The sequence below is a fragment of the Bacillus cereus group sp. BfR-BA-01408 genome, assembly GCF_022663305.1.
Taxonomy (GTDB): domain Bacteria; phylum Bacillota; class Bacilli; order Bacillales; family Bacillaceae_G; genus Bacillus_A; species Bacillus_A pacificus.
On sequence record NZ_JAKUFF010000047.1, the window covers coordinates 1 to 18835 of the forward strand.

Sequence of the window (18835 nt, forward strand, 5' to 3'; positions counted from 1 at the left end):
AAGAAGAGGAAACGTATTCACAGCGGGATGAAAATGCGCTTTATTTAACGAAATTATTTACGAAAGAACCGGAAGAAGAATTTACAAAGTTACGAATGTATTTTGTGCAAGAAGGAGATACGATCGAATCTGTTGCAGAACGTTATGAAACATCTGTACAAAACTTATACCGTGTCAATCAAACAGAAGATATATATTTAACTACAGGACAAATTATTTATATTCCTGTTTCAAGAGCAAAAGCGAAATAAGTGAGTGTTTGCACTCACTTATTTTTCTAAAGGCTATGTTTTGAATAGAAAGGGTTATTCGTATGGATATGGAATTACGAAATCGTTATGAACCCATTGTAAGGCAATATAGATTGGATACGCAGCATATGGAAGAGCACGGAAGTGTGACGAAAATTTATACGAATCAAGGTCCATATGCGCTCAAGAAAATAGAAGGCAGGAAGTTAGAGCGGAATAACTTTTTGCATCATATTCAATATTTGAAGGAGAAAGGTTTTTCAAATTATGTACCTATATACCATGCGACGGACGGAAATTATATTTTAAGTGATGGTACGTATAATTATTATTTAATGCCTTGGTTAGAGCGTGCGGAAGGGAACGGCGAGGATAATGATCAATACCATAAAATGTTTCAGACTCTCGGAACGTTGCACCAAAAAACGGTAAAAGAAGAAACGTATACAGAAGAGGATTTAGAAAAACATTATACAAATATATCCGATCGCTGGGAAAATGATGGAGAGATGTTAGAAGAGTTTCTTGTAGAATCTGAAGCGAAGTGGTATATGTCTCCGTTTGAATTGCAATATTGTACGTACTATCATCATGTAATGAGGGCGCGTGAGTTTGCAACGAAGCAATTAAATGAGTGGAACGATGCGATGAAAGAAAAAGAAACAACGCGCATTACTTTTGTACATGGTAACGTATCGCTTAATCATTTTTTATTTGATTATGAACGGAATGGCTATTTTATTAGTTTAGAAAAATCGAAGTTTGCAACACCTGTGCAAGATATTGTAGGGTTTTATTCTCGGTCGTTAAACACGTATCCAATTGCGCGAAGTGATCGGTTTGAATGGTATCAAATGTATCAAAAAAATTTCCCTTTTACGAAAGAAGAACAACTACTCATGTTTGCGTATATGACGTATCCATCGCAATTTATTCGGCAAATCCACTCTTATAAGAAAAGAAGAGAGCGGCGTAATGAGGAAAATGAACTTCTCGGAGTAAAGAGTTTGCAACAAGCGCATTGGCTCGTTAGTAATATAGAATATTTCCTTTCGCAATTACAAGCTGCCCAGCAAGGGAACGGATAAAGAAGATAAGTAGAGGATGCTACTTATCTTCTTTTTTTACTCAAAAAGCTGTAGTCTTAAATTTATCTTGACGAATAAGGTTTCGTTTTTTACACTATTGTATATAATAATTAACAATCATATAAATGCCTTGAAGGGGAAGAGTATAACAAGAAACGTCTTCAGAGAGGAGAATCATTAGCTGGGAGATTCTCTAGATAGTTATGTTAGAAGGTAGCCCTGGAGCATCTTTTCTGAACGGAATAGTTCTCATTAGGAAAAGACGGATTTGTCCGTTATCAAATTAAGAGTATAAACAAATTCCTGAATTTGTTTGTAAATAAAGGTGGTACCGCGATGTCCCTCGTCCTTTTTTTGGATGAGGGGCATTTTTTATTTTAAGGAGGGAAAATAATGTCAAACACGGAAAAGAATTTACCAACTAAATATGATCATATGTCCGTTGAAGAAGGCCTTTATCAGTGGTGGCTAGAAGGCAAATATTTTGAAGCAACAGGAGACGAGAAGAAACAACCGTATACAATTGTAATTCCACCTCCGAACGTAACTGGTAAGTTACACTTAGGTCATGCTTGGGATACAACTCTTCAAGATATTTTAACTCGTACGAAGCGTATGCAAGGTTACGATGTATTGTGGCTTCCAGGAATGGATCATGCGGGTATCGCAACACAAGCGAAAGTAGAAGGGAAACTTCGTGAAGAAGGTATTTCACGTTACGATCTTGGCCGTGAGAAATTCCTTGAAAAGGCTTGGGAATGGAAAGAAGAATACGCTTCTCACATTCGTCAACAATGGGGGAAAGTTGGTTTAGGACTAGACTATTCTCGCGAACGTTTCACATTAGACGAAGGTTTATCTGATGCGGTTAATAAAGTATTCGTTCAATTATACGAAAAAGGCTTAATTTACCGCGGTGAATATATTATCAACTGGGACCCGGCAACACGCACAGCTCTTTCTGATATCGAAGTAATTCATAAAGAAGTTCAAGGTGCATTCTACCATATGAACTATCCGTTAACAGATGGATCTGGTCACATTCGTCTTGCAACAACTCGTCCAGAAACGATGCTTGGTGATACAGCGGTAGCGGTTCATCCAGAAGATGATCGTTACAAGCATTTAATCGGAAAAACAGTTACACTTCCAATCGTAGGCCGTGAGATTCCGATTATTGCTGATGAGTACGTAGAAAAAGATTTCGGAACAGGTGTTGTAAAAATTACGCCAGCTCATGACCCGAATGACTTTGAAGTAGGTAACCGTCATGACTTACCACGTATCTTAGTAATGAACGAAGATGGAACGATGAACGAAAAAGCTGGTAAGTATAACGGCATGGATCGTTTCGAGTGTCGTAAAGCGTTAGTGAAAGATTTACAAGAAGCGGGCGTATTAGTAGAAATCGAGCCTCATATGCATTCAGTAGGTCATAGTGAGCGTAGTGGTGCAGTTGTTGAGCCTTACTTATCAACACAATGGTTCGTAAAAATGGCTCCGCTTGCTGAGAAGGCAGTAGCGCTTCAGCAAAAAGAAGAAGAGAAAGTAACGTTCGTACCAGATCGTTTCGAAAACACATATTTACGTTGGATGGAAAATATTCACGACTGGTGTATTTCTCGTCAATTATGGTGGGGACACCGCATTCCAGCTTGGTATCATAAAGAAACTGGTGAAGTATACGTAGGTACAGAAGCACCAGCAGATATTGAAAATTGGAATCAAGATAACGACGTACTTGATACATGGTTCAGTTCAGCGTTATGGCCATTCTCAACACTTGGTTGGCCAAATGAAGATGCAGCGGACTTCAAACGTTACTATTCAACTGATGCACTAGTAACTGGTTATGACATCATCTTCTTCTGGGTATCTCGTATGATTTTCCAAGGTTTAGAGTTTACAGGCGAGCGTCCATTTAAAGATGTATTAATTCACGGTTTAGTTCGTGATGAGCAAGGACGTAAAATGAGTAAATCTCTTGGTAACGGTATTGACCCAATGGAAGTTATCGAGAAGTACGGTGCAGATGCAATGCGTTTCTTCTTATCAACAGGAAGTGCACCAGGTCAAGATTTACGCTTCAGCATGGAGAAAGTAGAATCTACTTGGAACTTCATTAATAAAATTTGGAATGCATCACGTTTCGTATTAATGAACATGGATGACATGAAATATGAAGAAATCGATTTAACTGGTAAAAAATCAGTTGCAGATAAGTGGATTTTAACTCGCTTAAATGAAACAATCGAAAGCGTAACACGTAACATGGATAAATATGAGTTCGGTGAAGCTGGTCGCTCATTATACAACTTCATCTGGGATGATTTCTGTGACTGGTACATTGAAATGGCGAAACTTCCTCTATACGGTGAAGATGAAGCAGCTAAGAAAACAACTCGTTCTATTTTAGCTTACGTATTAGATCAAACAATGCGTCTATTACACCCATTCATGCCATTCGTAACAGAGAAGATTTGGCAACATTTACCGCACGAAGGCGAATCTATTACAGTAGCAGCGTGGCCAACAGTACGCGAAGATTTACAAGATGCAGAAGCTGCAGCAGAAATGCACCTTCTAGTTGATATCATTCGTTCTGTTCGTAACATCCGTGCAGAAGTTAATACGCCAATGAGCAAAAAAGTTCAAATGCAAATTAAAGCAAAAGATGAGGCTGTACTTGCTCAGCTTACGAAAAATAGCTCTTACATTGAGCGTTTCTGTAACCCAAGCGAGTTAACAATTCAAACGGATTTACAAGCGCCAGAAAAAGCGATGACTGCAATCGTAACAGGTGCAGAGTTATTCTTACCGTTAGCTGATCTTATCAATCTTGATGAAGAGAGAGCGCGTCTTGAGAAAGAACTTGAGAAGTTCGATAAAGAAGTAGAACGTGTACAGAAGAAACTTTCAAACCAAGGTTTCGTAGCAAAAGCTCCTGCAGCAGTTATTGAAGGAGAGCGTGCGAAAGAGCAAGATTACCTAGAAAAACGCGAAGCAGTTCGCCAACGTTTAGCGGATCTTGAGAAATAAAAATGTTTTTTAGAGACTCACTATATTGGTGAGTCTCTTTTCTTTGCGTATAATAGGAATATGAAGGTTGTCTTTTGAAAGGGGAAAGCATACGTGATACATACATACGAAGAAGCGATAGGCTGGATTCATAGCCGGTTGAAATTTGGTATTAAACCGGGATTAGAAAGAATGAGATGGATGCTAGAAGAGCTCGGAAATCCAGAGCGTCACATAAAATGTGTTCACCTTGCTGGTACAAATGGAAAAGGTTCAACGTTAACATATATGCGTTACATGTTAGAAAATGCAAAATATAAGGTAGGAACATTTACCTCCCCTTATATTGAAACATTTAACGAGCGTATTAGTGTGAATGGAACACCAATTGCAGATGAAGAGATTACTGAACTTGTAAAGATGGTAAAGCCAGTCGTTGAAAAACTAGATGAGACGGATTTAGGGGAAGCGACTGAGTTTGAAATTATTACTGTTATGGCAATTTGTTATTTCGGTAAAGTTAATTTCTGTGATGTTGTTTTATTTGAAACAGGGCTTGGAGGGCGCTTTGACTCTACGAATGTGATTCATCCAGTTCTCACGATTATTACGAATATCGGTCACGATCATATGCATATTTTAGGTAATACACTAGGAGAAATTGCATATGAAAAGGCGGGGATTATTAAGTCTGGTGTTCCGGTTATTACTGGTGTACAAGATGAGGAAGCGCTGCAAGTCATTCAAAAAGTTGCAAAGGAAAATCATGCAAATGTATACGAGATGGGCAACCATTTTACATCGTTACATAAACAGTCTAGCGAAGATGGAGAACATTTCGATTTCACTTGCCCTTTCGCCTCTTTTGAAGATGTACGAATTTCAATGAAAGGCAGCCATCAAGTAGGAAACGCAGCACTTGCACTTATGGCAGTCATGTATGTAAAAACATACTTATCATTTTTAATTGAGGAAGAAGAAATAAGAACGGGATTACAGGAAGCGTATTGGGTGGGGCGCTTTGAAAAACTGCAAAGTAATCCGGATATTATTATAGATGGTGCTCATAACCCAGAAGGTATTGAAAGTCTTGTGAAAACGGTAGAATCACATTACAAAGATAAAAATGTAATAGTTTTATTTACTGCCCTTGGTGATAAACAATTGCACAATATGGTAGGTCAATTAGAAAGCATCGCCGATGAAATTATTTTTACAACATTCGCCTTTGATCGTGCTATTTCTGCTGACAAACTTGCATCGTATGCAAAGGAAGAGTCAAAATTAGTTTTTGAAAATTGGAAAGAGGCAATTGATACGAAGGTTGAAATGCTTGGAGAAAATGATGTTTTTATCATAACAGGTTCTCTTTATTTCATTTCGGAAGTTCGAAAATATATTCGCGAAAAAAACTAGATAGTCTTTGCTATCTAGTTTTTTTGTTCTACAAATGAAGTCAAATGCATACATATAAGATAAATATATAGGGTTATTTGGCGAATTCCTCTGACAAATATCTCGTTTTTTTGTGAAATGAATATGATATGATGCGGACAACGATAAGAGGTGAGGTGTGAGTGTATGGACAAGCAATCACGAACGATCTCAGTGAAAGTGAATGGAACAGAAGCGAAGTATGAGGAGAAGAAGAAAGATGAATTTGACTGGATGGTAGTAGAAAGTGAAAGGCCAAAAAACGTTGTTCCGTTTCAAAAATCGAAAGTAGCGTCTACGGAAAAAAATCGAAAGAAGTGGAGCAATACGTTAATTGCAATCGTTGCAACTGCAATTATTATTGGTACGGCGTTTGGGATGGGGATGCTACAGTTACTGAAAGGACAAGGTGCGACAGGAGGAAGCGAAGTAACAGCTTCGAAGCAGATGCGAAAGGAAGAATTAAAGGTGGGCGGAACGGTAGAACAAACACCAGCACCAAAAGAGGAAAAGACAAAAGCACAGACAGGAACGTCATTAGATCCAATGAAATTATTTTTTGTTCAAGGAGGAATCTATTCTTCTGAAGAAAAGGGACAGGCCGCTCTTGAAGAGTGGAAAGGTAATGGAGGTGTAGCAGCCTTAAAACCGAGCGGTGATAAGTATGCATTAGTTGTTGGTATTGCTAGCGATGAACAAGGCATAAACCAATTAATGACGCAGTATAAAAATGATAATGTCTCCGTATTGAAAAAGGACTGGGATATAACAGATAAAGCGTTACTTAAAGATGATAAAGAAGTTGGGGCGTTTTTAACAAAAGTACAGCCATTATATACTCATTTAGCAAAATATGCTTCTAGCGTACAAGCTAGTGAAAAAAGTAATGCAAAAGATATAAGTGCAATCGAAAAAGAGTGGAAAGCGATTGAAAAAGAAGGGAAAAGTATGAAGCAGGAAGAAGCGAAGAAATTGTATATGTACACGTCAGTAGCTGTGCAAACAGTGAAGGACGGAAAAGGTGATAAGGAATCTTTAGCGAAATTAAATCAAGTTATCATTGATGGTATACTTTCATACGAAAAAATTGTTTCACAAAAGGTGAAATAATAGGATAATGAAATGACGAAGGAAGAAGTGTAGAGGCTTCTTTCTTTTCTTTTGAATTTAGAGTAAAGTGCTTTCTCTATGACAGGAATATAATCGTGTTTTAGTAAGGAAGTATTATTTTGTTTAAAGAAAATAATATTTCTTTTATTTGTGGACAAACTATTCCTTTGATACGATTGATATAAATGATTCTGCTTCATGTGAGAAAGGAAGGAGAAAATATGAAAAAAATTATTTTAGCTTCAGGATCACCTCGCAGGAAGGAATTGCTTGAGTTAGCGGGTGTACCATTTGAAATTGTTGTAAGTGAAGTAGAAGAAACGATTGGTGCGTATTCATCGCCTTCTGATATTGTTATGTCCCTTGCCCTGCAAAAAGCATCTGCGGTAGCAGAAAATAACAGTGATCATATTGTGTTAGGTGCAGACACAATTGTTACATATGAGTCGCGTACTCTTGGAAAGCCATCTAATGAGGCTGAGGCGAAAGAAATGTTGCAATTATTATCAGGGAAAACACATGAAGTGTATACTGGTGTTGCAATTATAGCAAAGGACAAAACAGTCACTTTTTACGAGCGTACAGAAGTTACGTTTTGGGAATTAACAGAAGAGGAAATTGATGCATACATTGCATCGAAAGAGCCTTTGGATAAAGCAGGAAGTTATGGGATTCAAGGTAAAGGATCTATTTTTGTTCAACATATTCAAGGAGACTACTATAGTGTAGTTGGGTTACCAATTTCACGTCTTGTTCGGGAATTAAAACAATTTAATATTGATGTAACCCATGCGTAAAATTGCATGGGATTTTCTTTGAGAGAACAAATAAAGGGGTGGAGAAATGAACGGTATTCGTGATGTTGTCAAAGAAGAACAGCCACGGGAGCGTTTATTGTTAGAAGGGGCTGGAAGTTTATCCAATCGGGAGCTTCTTGCAGTGTTACTCAGAACAGGTTCTAAAGAAGAAACAGTTTTGAAGTTATCAGATAAAATTTTACATCACTTTGATGGTTTACGTATGTTGAAAGATGCAACGTTAGAAGAGCTTGTCAGTATACATGGTGTCGGGGTTGCGAAGGCAACTCAGCTTATAGCTGCTTTTGAACTCGGTAGAAGAATGGTGCGTTTAGAATATCAAAATAGATACAGCATTCGAAGCCCGGAAGATTGCGCCACATATATGATGGAAGAAATGCGCTTCCTGCAGCAGGAGCATTTTGTATGTCTATATTTGAACACAAAGAATCAAGTTATACATAGGCAGACGATTTTTATTGGAAGTTTAAACTCATCAATTGTACATCCAAGGGAAGTTTTTAAAGAAGCGTTTCGCCGTGCAGCAGCCTCTATCATATGTCTTCATAACCATCCCTCAGGAGACCCCGCGCCGAGCCGAGAAGATATTGAAGTAACAAAACGCTTAGTAGAATGCGGCCGAATTATCGGAATTGAAGTGCTCGATCATATTATAATAGGTGACCATAAATTCGTGAGTTTAAAGGAAAAAGGTCATATTTAAGACTATGCTTTTTACTTATTTTGTTTTATAATGTGATTTATGAGTTTTTTGTAGAAAATTATCTACAAAAAGGATAAAGATATAAAAAACGTACTGTTTTTATAATATAAAGTAAGAAAAAATGAGTCCGTGAAAACAAGAAAGGAAGATAAATAATATGTTTGGATTTGGTGGCTTTACTCGCGATCTTGGAATAGACTTAGGAACTGCGAACACGCTTGTATATGTAAAGGGAAAAGGTGTAGTTTTACGTGAACCTTCAGTAGTAGCGTTACAAACTGATACGAAACAAATCGTTGCTGTAGGTAGCGATGCAAAACAAATGATTGGTCGTACACCAGGAAACGTTGTGGCACTTCGCCCGATGAAAGACGGTGTAATTGCTGATTACGAAACGACAGCAACAATGATGAAATATTACATTCAACAAGCTCAAAAATCAAATGGATTCTTCTCACGTAAGCCTTATGTAATGGTATGTGTACCATCTGGTATTACAGCTGTAGAAAGACGTGCAGTAATCGATGCAACTCGTCAAGCTGGTGCTCGTGATGCTTATCCTATCGAAGAACCATTTGCAGCAGCAATTGGTGCAAACTTACCTGTTTGGGAACCAACTGGTAGCATGGTTGTTGATATCGGTGGCGGTACAACAGAAGTTGCAATCATTTCTTTAGGTGGTATTGTAACAAGTCAATCAGTTCGTGTTGCTGGTGATGATATGGATGATTCAATCATTCAGTACATTAAGAAAAGCTACAACTTAATGATCGGTGAAAGAACAGCTGAGGCATTAAAATTAGAAATCGGTTCTGCAGGCGAGCCAGAAGGTATCGAGCCTATGGAAATTCGCGGTCGTGATTTAGTAAGTGGTTTACCAAAAACAGTACTAATTCAACCAGAAGAAATTGCAGATGCATTAAAAGATACAGTAGATGCAATTGTAGAATCTGTTAAAAATACGTTAGAGAAAACTCCACCAGAATTAGCGGCAGACATTATGGACCGTGGTATCGTATTAACAGGTGGCGGAGCATTACTACGTAATTTAGATAAAGTAATTAGTGAAGAAACAAATATGCCAGTTCTTGTTGCAGAAGACCCATTAGATTGCGTAGCAATTGGAACGGGTAAAGCATTAGACAATATCGATCTTTTCAAAACTGCTGCTCGATAATATTGCAAAATAAAAATCAATGAAATTAAGAGGGTGTGAACGTGCCACAGTTTTTCTTAAACAAAAGATTAATTGTTTTGTTAGTTAGTATTATTCTTCTCGTGGCATTGATTGGAATCTCATTGAAAGAACGGAACAGTTTAACATGGCCAGAGCAGTTTGTTAAAGACACTGTCGGTGTTGTAGAACGTGTATTCCAAAAGCCAGCGAAATACGTAGCTGGATTCTTCGAAAATGTAGAGGATGTAAAGCGCACGTATGAAGAGAATAAAGAATTAAAAGCAAAATTAGACAATTATGCAGGTCTATCAGGGAAAGTAAAACAATTAGAAGATGATAAAAAGAAACTACAAGAGTTAACGGGTAAAGATAAGTTAAATAGCGGTTATACTGAAATTCCAGCGACTGTTGTTTCTCGTAATCCAGATAAATGGTACGATTTAGTTGGACTTGATAAAGGGGCACAGCAAGGAATTAAAAAAGATATGGCTGTATTAACTCCACAAGGTTTAGTTGGACGAGTGAAAAGTGTATCTCAGTTTACATCATCAGTAGAATTGTTAAGTTCTATGAGCCGAACAAATCGTGTTTCTGCTATCGTACAAGGTGATGAGAAAATCTTTGGATTGATTGAAGGGTACGACAAAGAAAAACACTTACTTCTGTTCACAAAGATTGGCTCTGATGCAAATGTAAAGACCGATCAACTAGTTGTAACATCTGGACTTGGTGATATTTTCCCGAAAGGTCTTGTAATTGGAACCATCGTTGATGTTCAGCCGGATCCATATGGTTTAACAAAAACAGCTTATGTAAAGCCAGCCGCTGATTTAAATGACGTAGAGCATGTTGTAGTTGCGAAACGTGAAACGCCTTCAGCGCCATTAGAATAGGAGGGGGAGAAGAGATGATGAAGATTTTAAAAAGAGCAGCTCTTCCTCTTTTGCTCCTTTTTGCTTTTTTATTTGAAAATATGTTTGCTACTATTGTTCCAACAGAGGTTTTTTGGAAAGACAGTATAGCATCACCTCATTTCTTTATCATTGTGTTATGTTTTATTACTGTGTACTATAGTCCGGTCCAAGGGATTTATTACGGACTATTATTTGGTTTCTTATTTGATACCGTATACACGGAACTTGTTGGTATATATATTTTTGCGTATCCGATTTTAGTTTATTTAGTTTATAGTGTGATGAAGGTACTACAATTGAATTTATTTATTGTTACTTCTATCGTACTAGCTAGCATAGTAGCATTAGAGTATTATGTGTATGGATTTTTAACTTTGTTAGGACGTACTCATATGTCGGCGTATGTCTTTTTCACAGATCGTCTCCTGTCTACTTTATTGCTAAATGCAATTTTCTTATTGATAGTTTGTTTCCCACTGAGACGATATTTAGTGCGTCTTTCAAAAGCGATGGAAGAAAAAGAAAAAAGGATTTTCTAATTTTATGTCGAATTGAATCGGTGGGGTGAACTTTAGTGGAAGAAAAAAAGCAACAAAATGTAACAATAAAAGGGACAAAAGACGGAATAACCCTTCATTTAGATGATTGTTGTTCATTCTCTGAATTATTGAAGGAATTGGATGAAAAGCTTTCTACACATTACTATGATGGTGATGGACGCTCTTTAATTGAAGTGCATGTGAAAGTAGGAAACCGTTATTTAACAGAAGTCCAACAAGAAGAGATTCGTACGTTAATTCGTAATAAAAAGAATCTCGTTGTGGATTCGATTGAAAGTGATGTTATAACGAAAGAGGAAGCAATAGCTTGGAAAGAAGAAACAGAAATCGTCCCTATTTCCAAAATTGTTCGCTCTGGACAAGTTTTACATGTAAAAGGAAATTTATTGTTAATTGGTGATGTTAATCCAGGCGGAACGGTTATCGCTGGGGGGAATATTTTTGTCGTAGGATCATTAAGAGGAATTGCACATGCGGGGTATTATGGGGATTCAGATGCTGTAATCGCTGCATCTGTTATGAACCCGATGCAACTTCGAATTAGTGATGTGGCAATGCGGGCTCCGGAAGAGAAAGAAGACGGAGCGGAGGCGGCAGAATGTGCGTATATTAATGAGAACAATCACATTGTTGTCGATCGACTGCAACTTCTCACTCATCTTAGACCTAATTTAACAAAGTTAGAAAGGGGAATTGTATAGCTGTGGGAGAGGCAATAGTAATTACATCTGGAAAAGGCGGTGTAGGTAAAACTACAACGTCTGCGAACATTGGGACAGCCCTAGCGTTATCTGGAAAGAAAGTGTGCTTAATTGACACAGATATCGGTCTTCGAAACTTAGACGTAGTAATGGGGCTGGAAAATCGTATTGTATTTGATCTTGTTGATGTCGTTGAAGGGCGTTGCCGTTTACCTCAGGCTCTTATTAAAGATAAACGTTTTGATGATCTTTATTTATTACCTGCAGCACAAACGAGTGATAAATCAGCGGTAACACCCGAACAAATGGATGAATTAATACAAGTATTACGTCAAGATTATGATTACATATTAATTGATTGTCCTGCGGGGATTGAGCAGGGATTTAAAAACGCGGTAGCTGGTGCGGATAAAGCAATTGTTGTTACGACGCCAGAAGTATCCTCAATGCGCGATGCGGATCGTATTATCGGGCTTTTAGAAAAAGAGGATATTGAACCACCGAAACTTGTTATTAATCGTGTGCGTAGTCATATGCTTCATGAACAGGATATGTTAGATGTTGATGAAATCGTACGTACATTGTCAATCGAGCTTCTTGGTGTTGTCGAAGATGATGATGAAGTTATTCGTGCTACAAATACAGGTGAGCCTGTAGCGTTGCAACCGAGCGGAAAAGCAGCGTTAGCTTATCGTAATATTGCAAGACGTTTGTTGGGTGAGAATGTCCCATTACAAGCATTTGAACAAGAAAAGGTATCGGTATTTACAAAGGTGAAAAACTTCTTTGGAATCCGTTAAAAGCACTTCGCATATTTGCGGAGTGCTTTCTTTTTTCTTCACACGAATATCTTCCATACCTAGCTCATACATATGTACAAACTGTATACAACTGTTTCTACGTACATTAGCTTAACGAAAGAAAGGAGACAGTATGAAGAATAGACGTGTAGAAGAAATTAAAAAACGGATTGCGAAGAGGAAGGCAGAGCAAGAAAGGATGGAGGAAGAGCAGTATTTTGCTGGAGGGAATTTTGATAGTGAAACAGTCTTTATTGAAGATGGAGAAAAGGAAATTCATCCTTTATTTCGAAAAGAAGTGTTTTTCTTCAAAGTATTGTTATCAGCAATATTAGTTCTTTCTGTCGCTATTTTATATAAGAATGCACCAGCTTCTTTCGACGGTGCTAAAGCTGTTACAGAAAAAGTGATGAAAGAAGAGTTTCAGTTTGCTACTGTAGCGAAATGGTACGAAAAACAGTTTGGAAAACCGCTCGTGTTCTATTCACCTAATGAGAAAAAAGAAGAAAAGATTCAGCAAAAAGATTATGCCATTCCTGCTTCCGGAAAGGTGATGCAAGGGTTTCAAAAAAATGGCCAAGGTGTATTTGTACAAACAGCTACAAATGCAACTGTTGAGTCAGTGAATGAAGGGCTAGTAGTTTTTGCGGGCAAGAAAGAGGAACTTGGTAATACAGTTCAAATTCAGCATGCAGATGGTACGGAGTCATGGTATGCAAATTTAAATGATATGTCAGTGAAATTATATGATTATGTTTCAAAGAAACAAAAAATTGGAACAGTGAATAATGATGCGAATAATAAAAATGGTAAGTTTTATTTCGCAATAAAAAAGGACGAAAAATTTATTGATCCGATTCAGGTGATTTCATTTGATTAAATATAGAGATGTTTTAACAAAGATTTCAGTACATCCGTTGTTTTGGGTTATTATTGTCATTGGTATTTTCACGGCACGTTTTAAAGAGTTACTACTGTTATTTTGTATCGTTCTCATCCATGAACTTGGGCATGCTTTTGCAGCGGCACACTATAATTGGCGTATTAAGAAGATTCAACTTTTGCCGTTTGGTGGTGTGGCTGAGCTTGAAGAACATGGGAATAAATCATTGAAAGAGGAACTAGTTGTTGTAATTGCAGGACCTATTCAACATATTTGGATGATGGCGGTAGGCTATATGTTGTTTGAAGCTGGTTGGCTTCATGCGGAATTATATTATTTCTTTATGTGGAATAATATAATTATTTTAGCGTTTAATTTACTACCTATTTGGCCTCTTGATGGTGGAAAAGTATTGTTTAACGTACTATCATATCGTTTTCCTTATTTACAAGCACATGAAAAGATGATGAAATTATCATGTGTTTTTTTTAGTGTCATACTAGGAGGGCAGTTACTTTGGAATAGTAACAATATTATGATGTGGGTACTACTCATATTTTTAGCGGTGTCGTTATATCAAGAATGGAAGCAAAGACGGTATGCCTTTATGCGTTTTTTATTAGAACGTTATTATGGGAACAAAAGAGGAATTGAAAAGATTGCACCGATTGAGGTGCAATCAGAAGATCATTTATATAAGATATTCACAAAATTTCGTAGAGGCTATAAGCATTCTATTATCGTCCGCGGAAAATATAAAGAACATTACACATTGGATGAAAATGAATTGCTTTATGCGTATTTTACTGAAAAACGAACAACTTCATCTGTTGAAGAATTAATCGGTTAGTGTTGACGTTAGCACTAACCTTTTATTATTGTAAAAGCAAAGAAGATTATAAAGTGAGGAAAGTATTTTGAAAACGTTATATATGAACTACGCTGGATCGGAAAAACGCGTTGCAATTGAAGAGAAGAAGAAAATTGTTGAGTTTTTATGGAAACGAAATGAAGAACAAGAGATTGTTGGGCATATTTATGTTGGACGTATCGTAAGAACGATTGCTGGAATGAATGCAGCTTTTGTAAATATAGGTTTAGAAAAACATGCTTATCTTTCGTACGATGATGTACCATCTTCTTATCATATACATGAAGGACAAGCGGTGCTCGTACAAGTTGTAAAAGAGGCAATTGATACGAAAGGGCCAAAATTGACAGCAAATATAGAATTTACCGGGAAATATGTCGTTTATATGCCATATGATGAAATGCGTGCGGTTTCTCGGAAAATAAAAAACAATAAAAGAAGGCAACAATTACTCCAAATTGAAGTAGAAGGGAAAGGAGGTTATATTTTCCGCTCAGCTTCTGAAAAAGGAGAAATTGAAGAAATACAAGCTGAAATGCAAAGGTTACAGCAGTTATATGAAGAGTTAAAAAGAAAAGAGGGACAAGGAAAGGCACCGTTACTAGTCCATCGACCAGCAACCTTTTTAGATCGTGTATTTCAAGAGAATCCAATTGAAACGATTGAAAAAGTAGTTGTAGATACAAGAAGTATAGTAAAAGAATTAGAAGAAAAAGTCGGTAAAGAAAAAATATCTTTTTATAATGAAAAGTCTTCAATGTTTAACCATTTTGGCATAGAGCGTGAGATTGAGAAAGCACTTCAAAAAATTGTTTGGCTCCCAAATGGTGCTTATTTAATTGTGGAACAAATGGAGACGATGACTGTAATTGATGTGAATACGGGTAAGTTTACTGGAAAACAGAATTTACAAGATACAGTCCTTCGTACAAATGAAGTAGCAGCTGAAGAGATAGCGCGTCAATTAAGACTCCGTGATATTGGTGGTATGATATTAATTGACTTTATTAATATGAAAAGAAGAGAAGATAAAGAAAAGATAAGAGAATGTCTCATCGCTGCTATGCAAAATGATCGAACATATACAAGAGTGCTCGGGTTCACAGAGTTAGGGATTTTAGAGATGACACGTAAACGTAAAAAACATTCTTTACGCGACGTATTACTTGAAGAGTGTGCACCGTGCAAAGCGACGGGCTATGTCATGTCGTATGAAACGATTGCGTATGAGCTAGAGAGAGAGCTAATTTCATATGGCAATATAGAAGATGAGGCAGTATTAATCTCTGCACCTAAAGAATTACAAAAACAATTTTTGCAAAAAGAATTACAAAAAAATATTCCATTTGAAATTTATTTCAAAGATGATATGATCGAAAAGTACGCTATTATCCGTTTTGGAAGTAAAAAAGAAATTATAGAACGGAAAAAATAGTTATTAGAACTTTCATTGACAATAGTCTATGATTCATGATAACATCTTTATGTTATAGTTTATAGCACCTAAACGGCTATATGCTACAACCGCACAAGACAGGTTCCTTAAAGGCATTTATGTCTACCTCGTTTTTGGCGAGTCTTAGTAATTAAGAGGAGGTGCAAGTATGTACGCAATTATCGAAACAGGTGGAAAACAAATCAAAGTTGAAGCTGGTCAAGAAATCTACATTGAAAAATTAGATGTTGAAGCTGGTGAAACTGTTACTTTTGACAAAGTTCTTTTCGTTGGTGGCGAAAACGTGAAAGTTGGTAGCCCAGTTGTAGAAGGTGCAACAGTTACTGCGAAAGTTGAAAAACACGGTCGCGCTAAGAAAATCATCGTTTTCAAATACAAAGCGAAAAAGAACAATCGTAAGAAACAAGGTCATCGTCAACCTTACACTAAGCTAGTTGTTGAAGCTATCAACGCTTAATTCTGGTTAACATGATTAAAATTACGATAAGTCGCACGAAATTAGGAAGTATCCAATCATTTAAAATGACTGGACATGCCGATTATGCGCCACATGGACAAGATCTTGTCTGTGCTGGAACTACAGCGGTTGTGTTTGGTTCCATAAATGCTGTGGAAGAACTTTGTAATGTGCAGGCAACTATTGAACTCGGAAGTGATGGTGGATTCTTAACGTATGAATTGCCTAATGATTTAGACATTCATACAGCAGAAAAAGCACAGATACTTTTAGAAGGATTGGTTGTTTCGCTTAAGACGATCGAACTTGATTACGGAAAGTATATCCGTTTAATAGAAAAAGTGCAGGAGGTGTAACGTATGTTAAGATTAGATCTTCAGTTTTTCGCATCTAAGAAAGGTGTAGGTAGTACAAAGAACGGTCGTGACTCTCAGTCAAAACGTCTTGGTGCTAAACGCGCAGATGGTCAAACGGTTACAGGTGGTTCAATTCTTTACCGTCAACGCGGTACAAAAATTTATCCAGGTGTTAACGTTGGTCGTGGTGGCGATGACACTTTATACGCGAAAGTTGACGGCGTAGTACGCTTCGAGCGTCTTGGCCGTGACCGCAAACAAGTGAGCGTATATCCTGTTGCTCAAGAAGCATAAGAACTCACGGAAAACTCTAACCTGAGTGCAGGTTAGAGTTTTTCTATATTAAGGAGTATCTAAATGAATAAAAAATGGACAATTATAGATGCATTGCGCCATTCAAGACATGATTGGCTCAATCGTATGCAGATGGTGAAAGGAAACCTTTCCCTTGGAAAAGTGGAAGAAATTCATAGTCTCATCGATCGTTTTGTCCAAGAAGCGAGACAAGAATCCAATCTGATGGGGCTATCAATGCCTTTATTTTCAGAGTGGATTTTAACATATAATTGGAAACAGCAGCCGTGCTTATTGGAGTACGAAGTATTAGGGAATTTACATAACTTATCTCACTTAGATGAGACTGTATGTACATGGACGAATCAATTTTTCTCAATGCTTCAGCATAGTTTAGACGTATATGTTGAAAATTATGTTTGTATCACAATTGAATGTGACGCGGAGAATGCTCGTTTCTTTTTTGATTTTCGTGGTAAGCTAACGAGTGTAGAAGAACTACAGAATTGGCTTGCGAACCAAAACAATAAATGGTATTCCATTTCTTATACAGTAAGAGACGAAGAAGTCTCAGTTATATTACAACCAATTGAAAAAAGTGTGGTGAAATAATGTTTGTAGATCAGGTCAAGATATATGTAAAAGGCGGCGACGGTGGTAACGGAATGGTTGCGTATCGTCGTGAGAAGTATGTTCCAAAAGGTGGTCCAGCAGGTGGCGACGGTGGTAAAGGTGCAGATGTTGTTTTCGTTGTTGAAGAAGGCTTACGTACATTAATGGATTTCCGCTACCAACGTCATTTCAAAGCTGATCGTGGTCAGCACGGAATGAGTAAAGGGCAGCACGGTCGTAAAGCTGAAGATTTAATCGTTAAAGTTCCACCTGGAACGGTAGTAAAAGATGAAAAAACAGGCCAAATTCTTGCGGATTTAGTAACACATGGACAATCAGCTGTTATTGCAAGAGGTGGCCGTGGTGGTCGTGGTAACTCACGTTTTGCTACTCCAACGAACCCAGCGCCAGAAATCGCTGAGAACGGGGAACCAGGTCAAGAGCGTGATGTCATTCTAGAACTTAAAGTACTAGCAGACGTTGGACTTGTTGGATTCCCAAGTGTAGGTAAATCTACATTATTATCTGTCGTATCATCAGCACGTCCGAAAATTGCAGAGTATCACTTCACAACAATTGTTCCAAATCTTGGTGTTGTTGAAACTGGTGATAACCGCAGCTTCGTTATGGCTGACCTTCCTGGACTAATTGAAGGCGCACATGCTGGCGTCGGACTTGGTCATCAATTCCTGCGTCATATTGAGCGTACACGTGTAATCGTGCATGTAATTGATATGTCTGGTTTAGAAGGCCGTGATCCATATGAAGATTACGTAACGATTAATAATGAATTAAAAGAATACAATCTTCGCCTAACGGAGCGTCCACAAGTTGTTGTTGCAAACAAAATGGATATGCCAGATGCAGAAGAAAACTTACAAGCATTTAAAGAGAAAGTGGGAGACGAAGTAAAAATCTTCCCAATCTCAGCTGTAACGAAACAAGGTGTTCGTGATTTACTATTTGAAGTAGCGAACTTATTAGAAACAACACCTGAATTCCCAATACATGAAGTAGCGGATGAGTCTGATACAAGTGTAATGTACAAACTTGAGACTGAAGGTGTTAAATTTGACATTACACGTGAAAGTGATGGCACGTTTGTTATCTCTGGTTATGATATCGAGAAAACATTCAAGATGACAGACTTCTCACGTGATGAATCTGTACGTCGTTTCGCTCGCCAAATGCGCGGAATGGGTATTGATGAAGCGCTTCGTGCACGTGGCGCAAAAGACGGAGATATTGTAAAAATTCTTGAATATGAATTTGAATTTATCGACTAAGACTGCCGAAATACGGCAGTCTTTTTTTATCTCACTTTAATGGGCA

Annotated in this window: 20 protein-coding genes and 2 other annotated features; all 20 genes read left to right on the plus strand. The window is 37.6% G+C overall.

Translation table 11 applies throughout. The features are described 5' to 3' along the window. Positions 1-251 (plus strand): LysM peptidoglycan-binding domain-containing protein (locus MR083_RS17910; RefSeq protein WP_242269669.1); only part of this gene is annotated, 251 nt, incomplete at its 5' end. Positions 252-313: 62 nt separating this feature from the next. Beyond that, positions 314-1339 (plus strand): spore coat protein YsxE, encoded by a 1026-nt coding sequence (gene ysxE, locus MR083_RS17915; protein WP_139866514.1) that lies wholly within the window; start codon positions 314-316, stop codon positions 1337-1339. Positions 1340-1460: 121 nt separating this feature from the next. Then, positions 1461-1693: a binding site (T-box leader), on the plus strand. A gap of 39 nt (positions 1694-1732) precedes the next feature. Beyond that, positions 1733-4378 (plus strand): valine--tRNA ligase, encoded by a 2646-nt coding sequence (locus MR083_RS17920; RefSeq protein WP_242269670.1) that lies wholly within the window; start codon positions 1733-1735, stop codon positions 4376-4378. 93 nt (positions 4379-4471) lie between these two features. Then, the gene (locus tag MR083_RS17925) at positions 4472-5773 is read left to right on the plus strand and encodes a bifunctional folylpolyglutamate synthase/dihydrofolate synthase (protein ID WP_044791194.1); all 1302 of its coding nucleotides are present in this window, start codon (positions 4472-4474) and stop codon (positions 5771-5773) included. A gap of 165 nt (positions 5774-5938) precedes the next feature. Beyond that, the gene (locus MR083_RS17930; RefSeq protein WP_000360986.1) at positions 5939-6901 is read left to right on the plus strand and encodes a hypothetical protein; all 963 of its coding nucleotides are present in this window, start codon (positions 5939-5941) and stop codon (positions 6899-6901) included. 221 nt (positions 6902-7122) lie between these two features. Beyond that, positions 7123-7698, plus strand: coding sequence for a Maf family protein (locus tag MR083_RS17935; protein WP_242269671.1), 576 nt, complete (start codon positions 7123-7125; stop codon positions 7696-7698). A 46-nt stretch (positions 7699-7744) separates the two neighbouring features. Further along, positions 7745-8422: a DNA repair protein RadC gene (radC, locus tag MR083_RS17940; protein WP_001013385.1), complete on the plus strand. Its 678-nt coding sequence runs from the start codon at positions 7745-7747 to the stop codon at positions 8420-8422. Positions 8423-8579: 157 nt separating this feature from the next. Further along, positions 8580-9599 carry a cell shape-determining protein MreB gene (gene mreB, locus MR083_RS17945; protein WP_000466737.1) on the plus strand — a complete coding sequence of 340 codons (1020 nt, stop codon included), beginning with the start codon at positions 8580-8582 and terminating at the stop codon, positions 9597-9599. A gap of 41 nt (positions 9600-9640) precedes the next feature. Then, positions 9641-10492 (plus strand): rod shape-determining protein MreC, encoded by an 852-nt coding sequence (gene mreC, locus MR083_RS17950; RefSeq protein ID WP_001135480.1) that lies wholly within the window; start codon positions 9641-9643, stop codon positions 10490-10492. A 14-nt stretch (positions 10493-10506) separates the two neighbouring features. Continuing rightward, the gene (gene mreD, locus MR083_RS17955) at positions 10507-11052 is read left to right on the plus strand and encodes a rod shape-determining protein MreD (protein WP_000975746.1); all 546 of its coding nucleotides are present in this window, start codon (positions 10507-10509) and stop codon (positions 11050-11052) included. Positions 11053-11087: 35 nt separating this feature from the next. Next, positions 11088-11774, plus strand: coding sequence for a septum site-determining protein MinC (gene minC / locus MR083_RS17960; RefSeq protein WP_000391517.1), 687 nt, complete (start codon positions 11088-11090; stop codon positions 11772-11774). Between the two features lie 2 nt (positions 11775-11776). Continuing rightward, entirely contained in the window at positions 11777-12574 is a 798-nt protein-coding gene (minD, locus tag MR083_RS17965; RefSeq protein WP_000503311.1) for a septum site-determining protein MinD, read from the plus strand. 133 nt (positions 12575-12707) lie between these two features. Further along, positions 12708-13454 carry a stage IV sporulation protein SpoIVFA gene (gene spoIVFA / locus MR083_RS17970; protein WP_000797467.1) on the plus strand — a complete coding sequence of 249 codons (747 nt, stop codon included), beginning with the start codon at positions 12708-12710 and terminating at the stop codon, positions 13452-13454. After that, positions 13447-14307 (plus strand): stage IV sporulation intramembrane metalloprotease SpoIVFB, encoded by an 861-nt coding sequence (spoIVFB, locus tag MR083_RS17975; protein WP_000599048.1) that lies wholly within the window; start codon positions 13447-13449, stop codon positions 14305-14307. The genes spoIVFA and spoIVFB overlap by 8 nt, the downstream gene beginning before the upstream one ends. Positions 14308-14374: 67 nt before the next feature. Continuing rightward, a complete protein-coding gene (locus MR083_RS17980) occupies positions 14375-15763 on the plus strand; it encodes an Rne/Rng family ribonuclease (protein WP_000855435.1) in 1389 nt (462 codons plus the stop codon). A gap of 77 nt (positions 15764-15840) precedes the next feature. Continuing rightward, positions 15841-15918: a sequence feature (ribosomal protein L21 leader region), on the plus strand. Positions 15919-15932: 14 nt separating this feature from the next. Continuing rightward, positions 15933-16241, plus strand: a complete 309-nt coding sequence (rplU, locus tag MR083_RS17985; protein ID WP_000270908.1) for a 50S ribosomal protein L21 — start codon at positions 15933-15935, stop codon at positions 16239-16241. An 11-nt stretch (positions 16242-16252) separates the two neighbouring features. Next, entirely contained in the window at positions 16253-16597 is a 345-nt protein-coding gene (locus MR083_RS17990; RefSeq protein ID WP_011040706.1) for a ribosomal-processing cysteine protease Prp, read from the plus strand. 3 nt (positions 16598-16600) lie between these two features. Further along, positions 16601-16891: a 50S ribosomal protein L27 gene (gene rpmA, locus MR083_RS17995; protein WP_000944958.1), complete on the plus strand. Its 291-nt coding sequence runs from the start codon at positions 16601-16603 to the stop codon at positions 16889-16891. A gap of 63 nt (positions 16892-16954) precedes the next feature. Beyond that, a complete protein-coding gene (locus MR083_RS18000; RefSeq protein ID WP_001037006.1) occupies positions 16955-17503 on the plus strand; it encodes a sporulation initiation phosphotransferase B in 549 nt (182 codons plus the stop codon). Then, entirely contained in the window at positions 17503-18789 is a 1287-nt protein-coding gene (obgE, locus tag MR083_RS18005) for a GTPase ObgE (protein ID WP_000497114.1), read from the plus strand. Before MR083_RS18000 ends, obgE begins: the two co-directional genes overlap by 1 nt. Positions 18790-18835 lie beyond the last annotated feature (46 nt).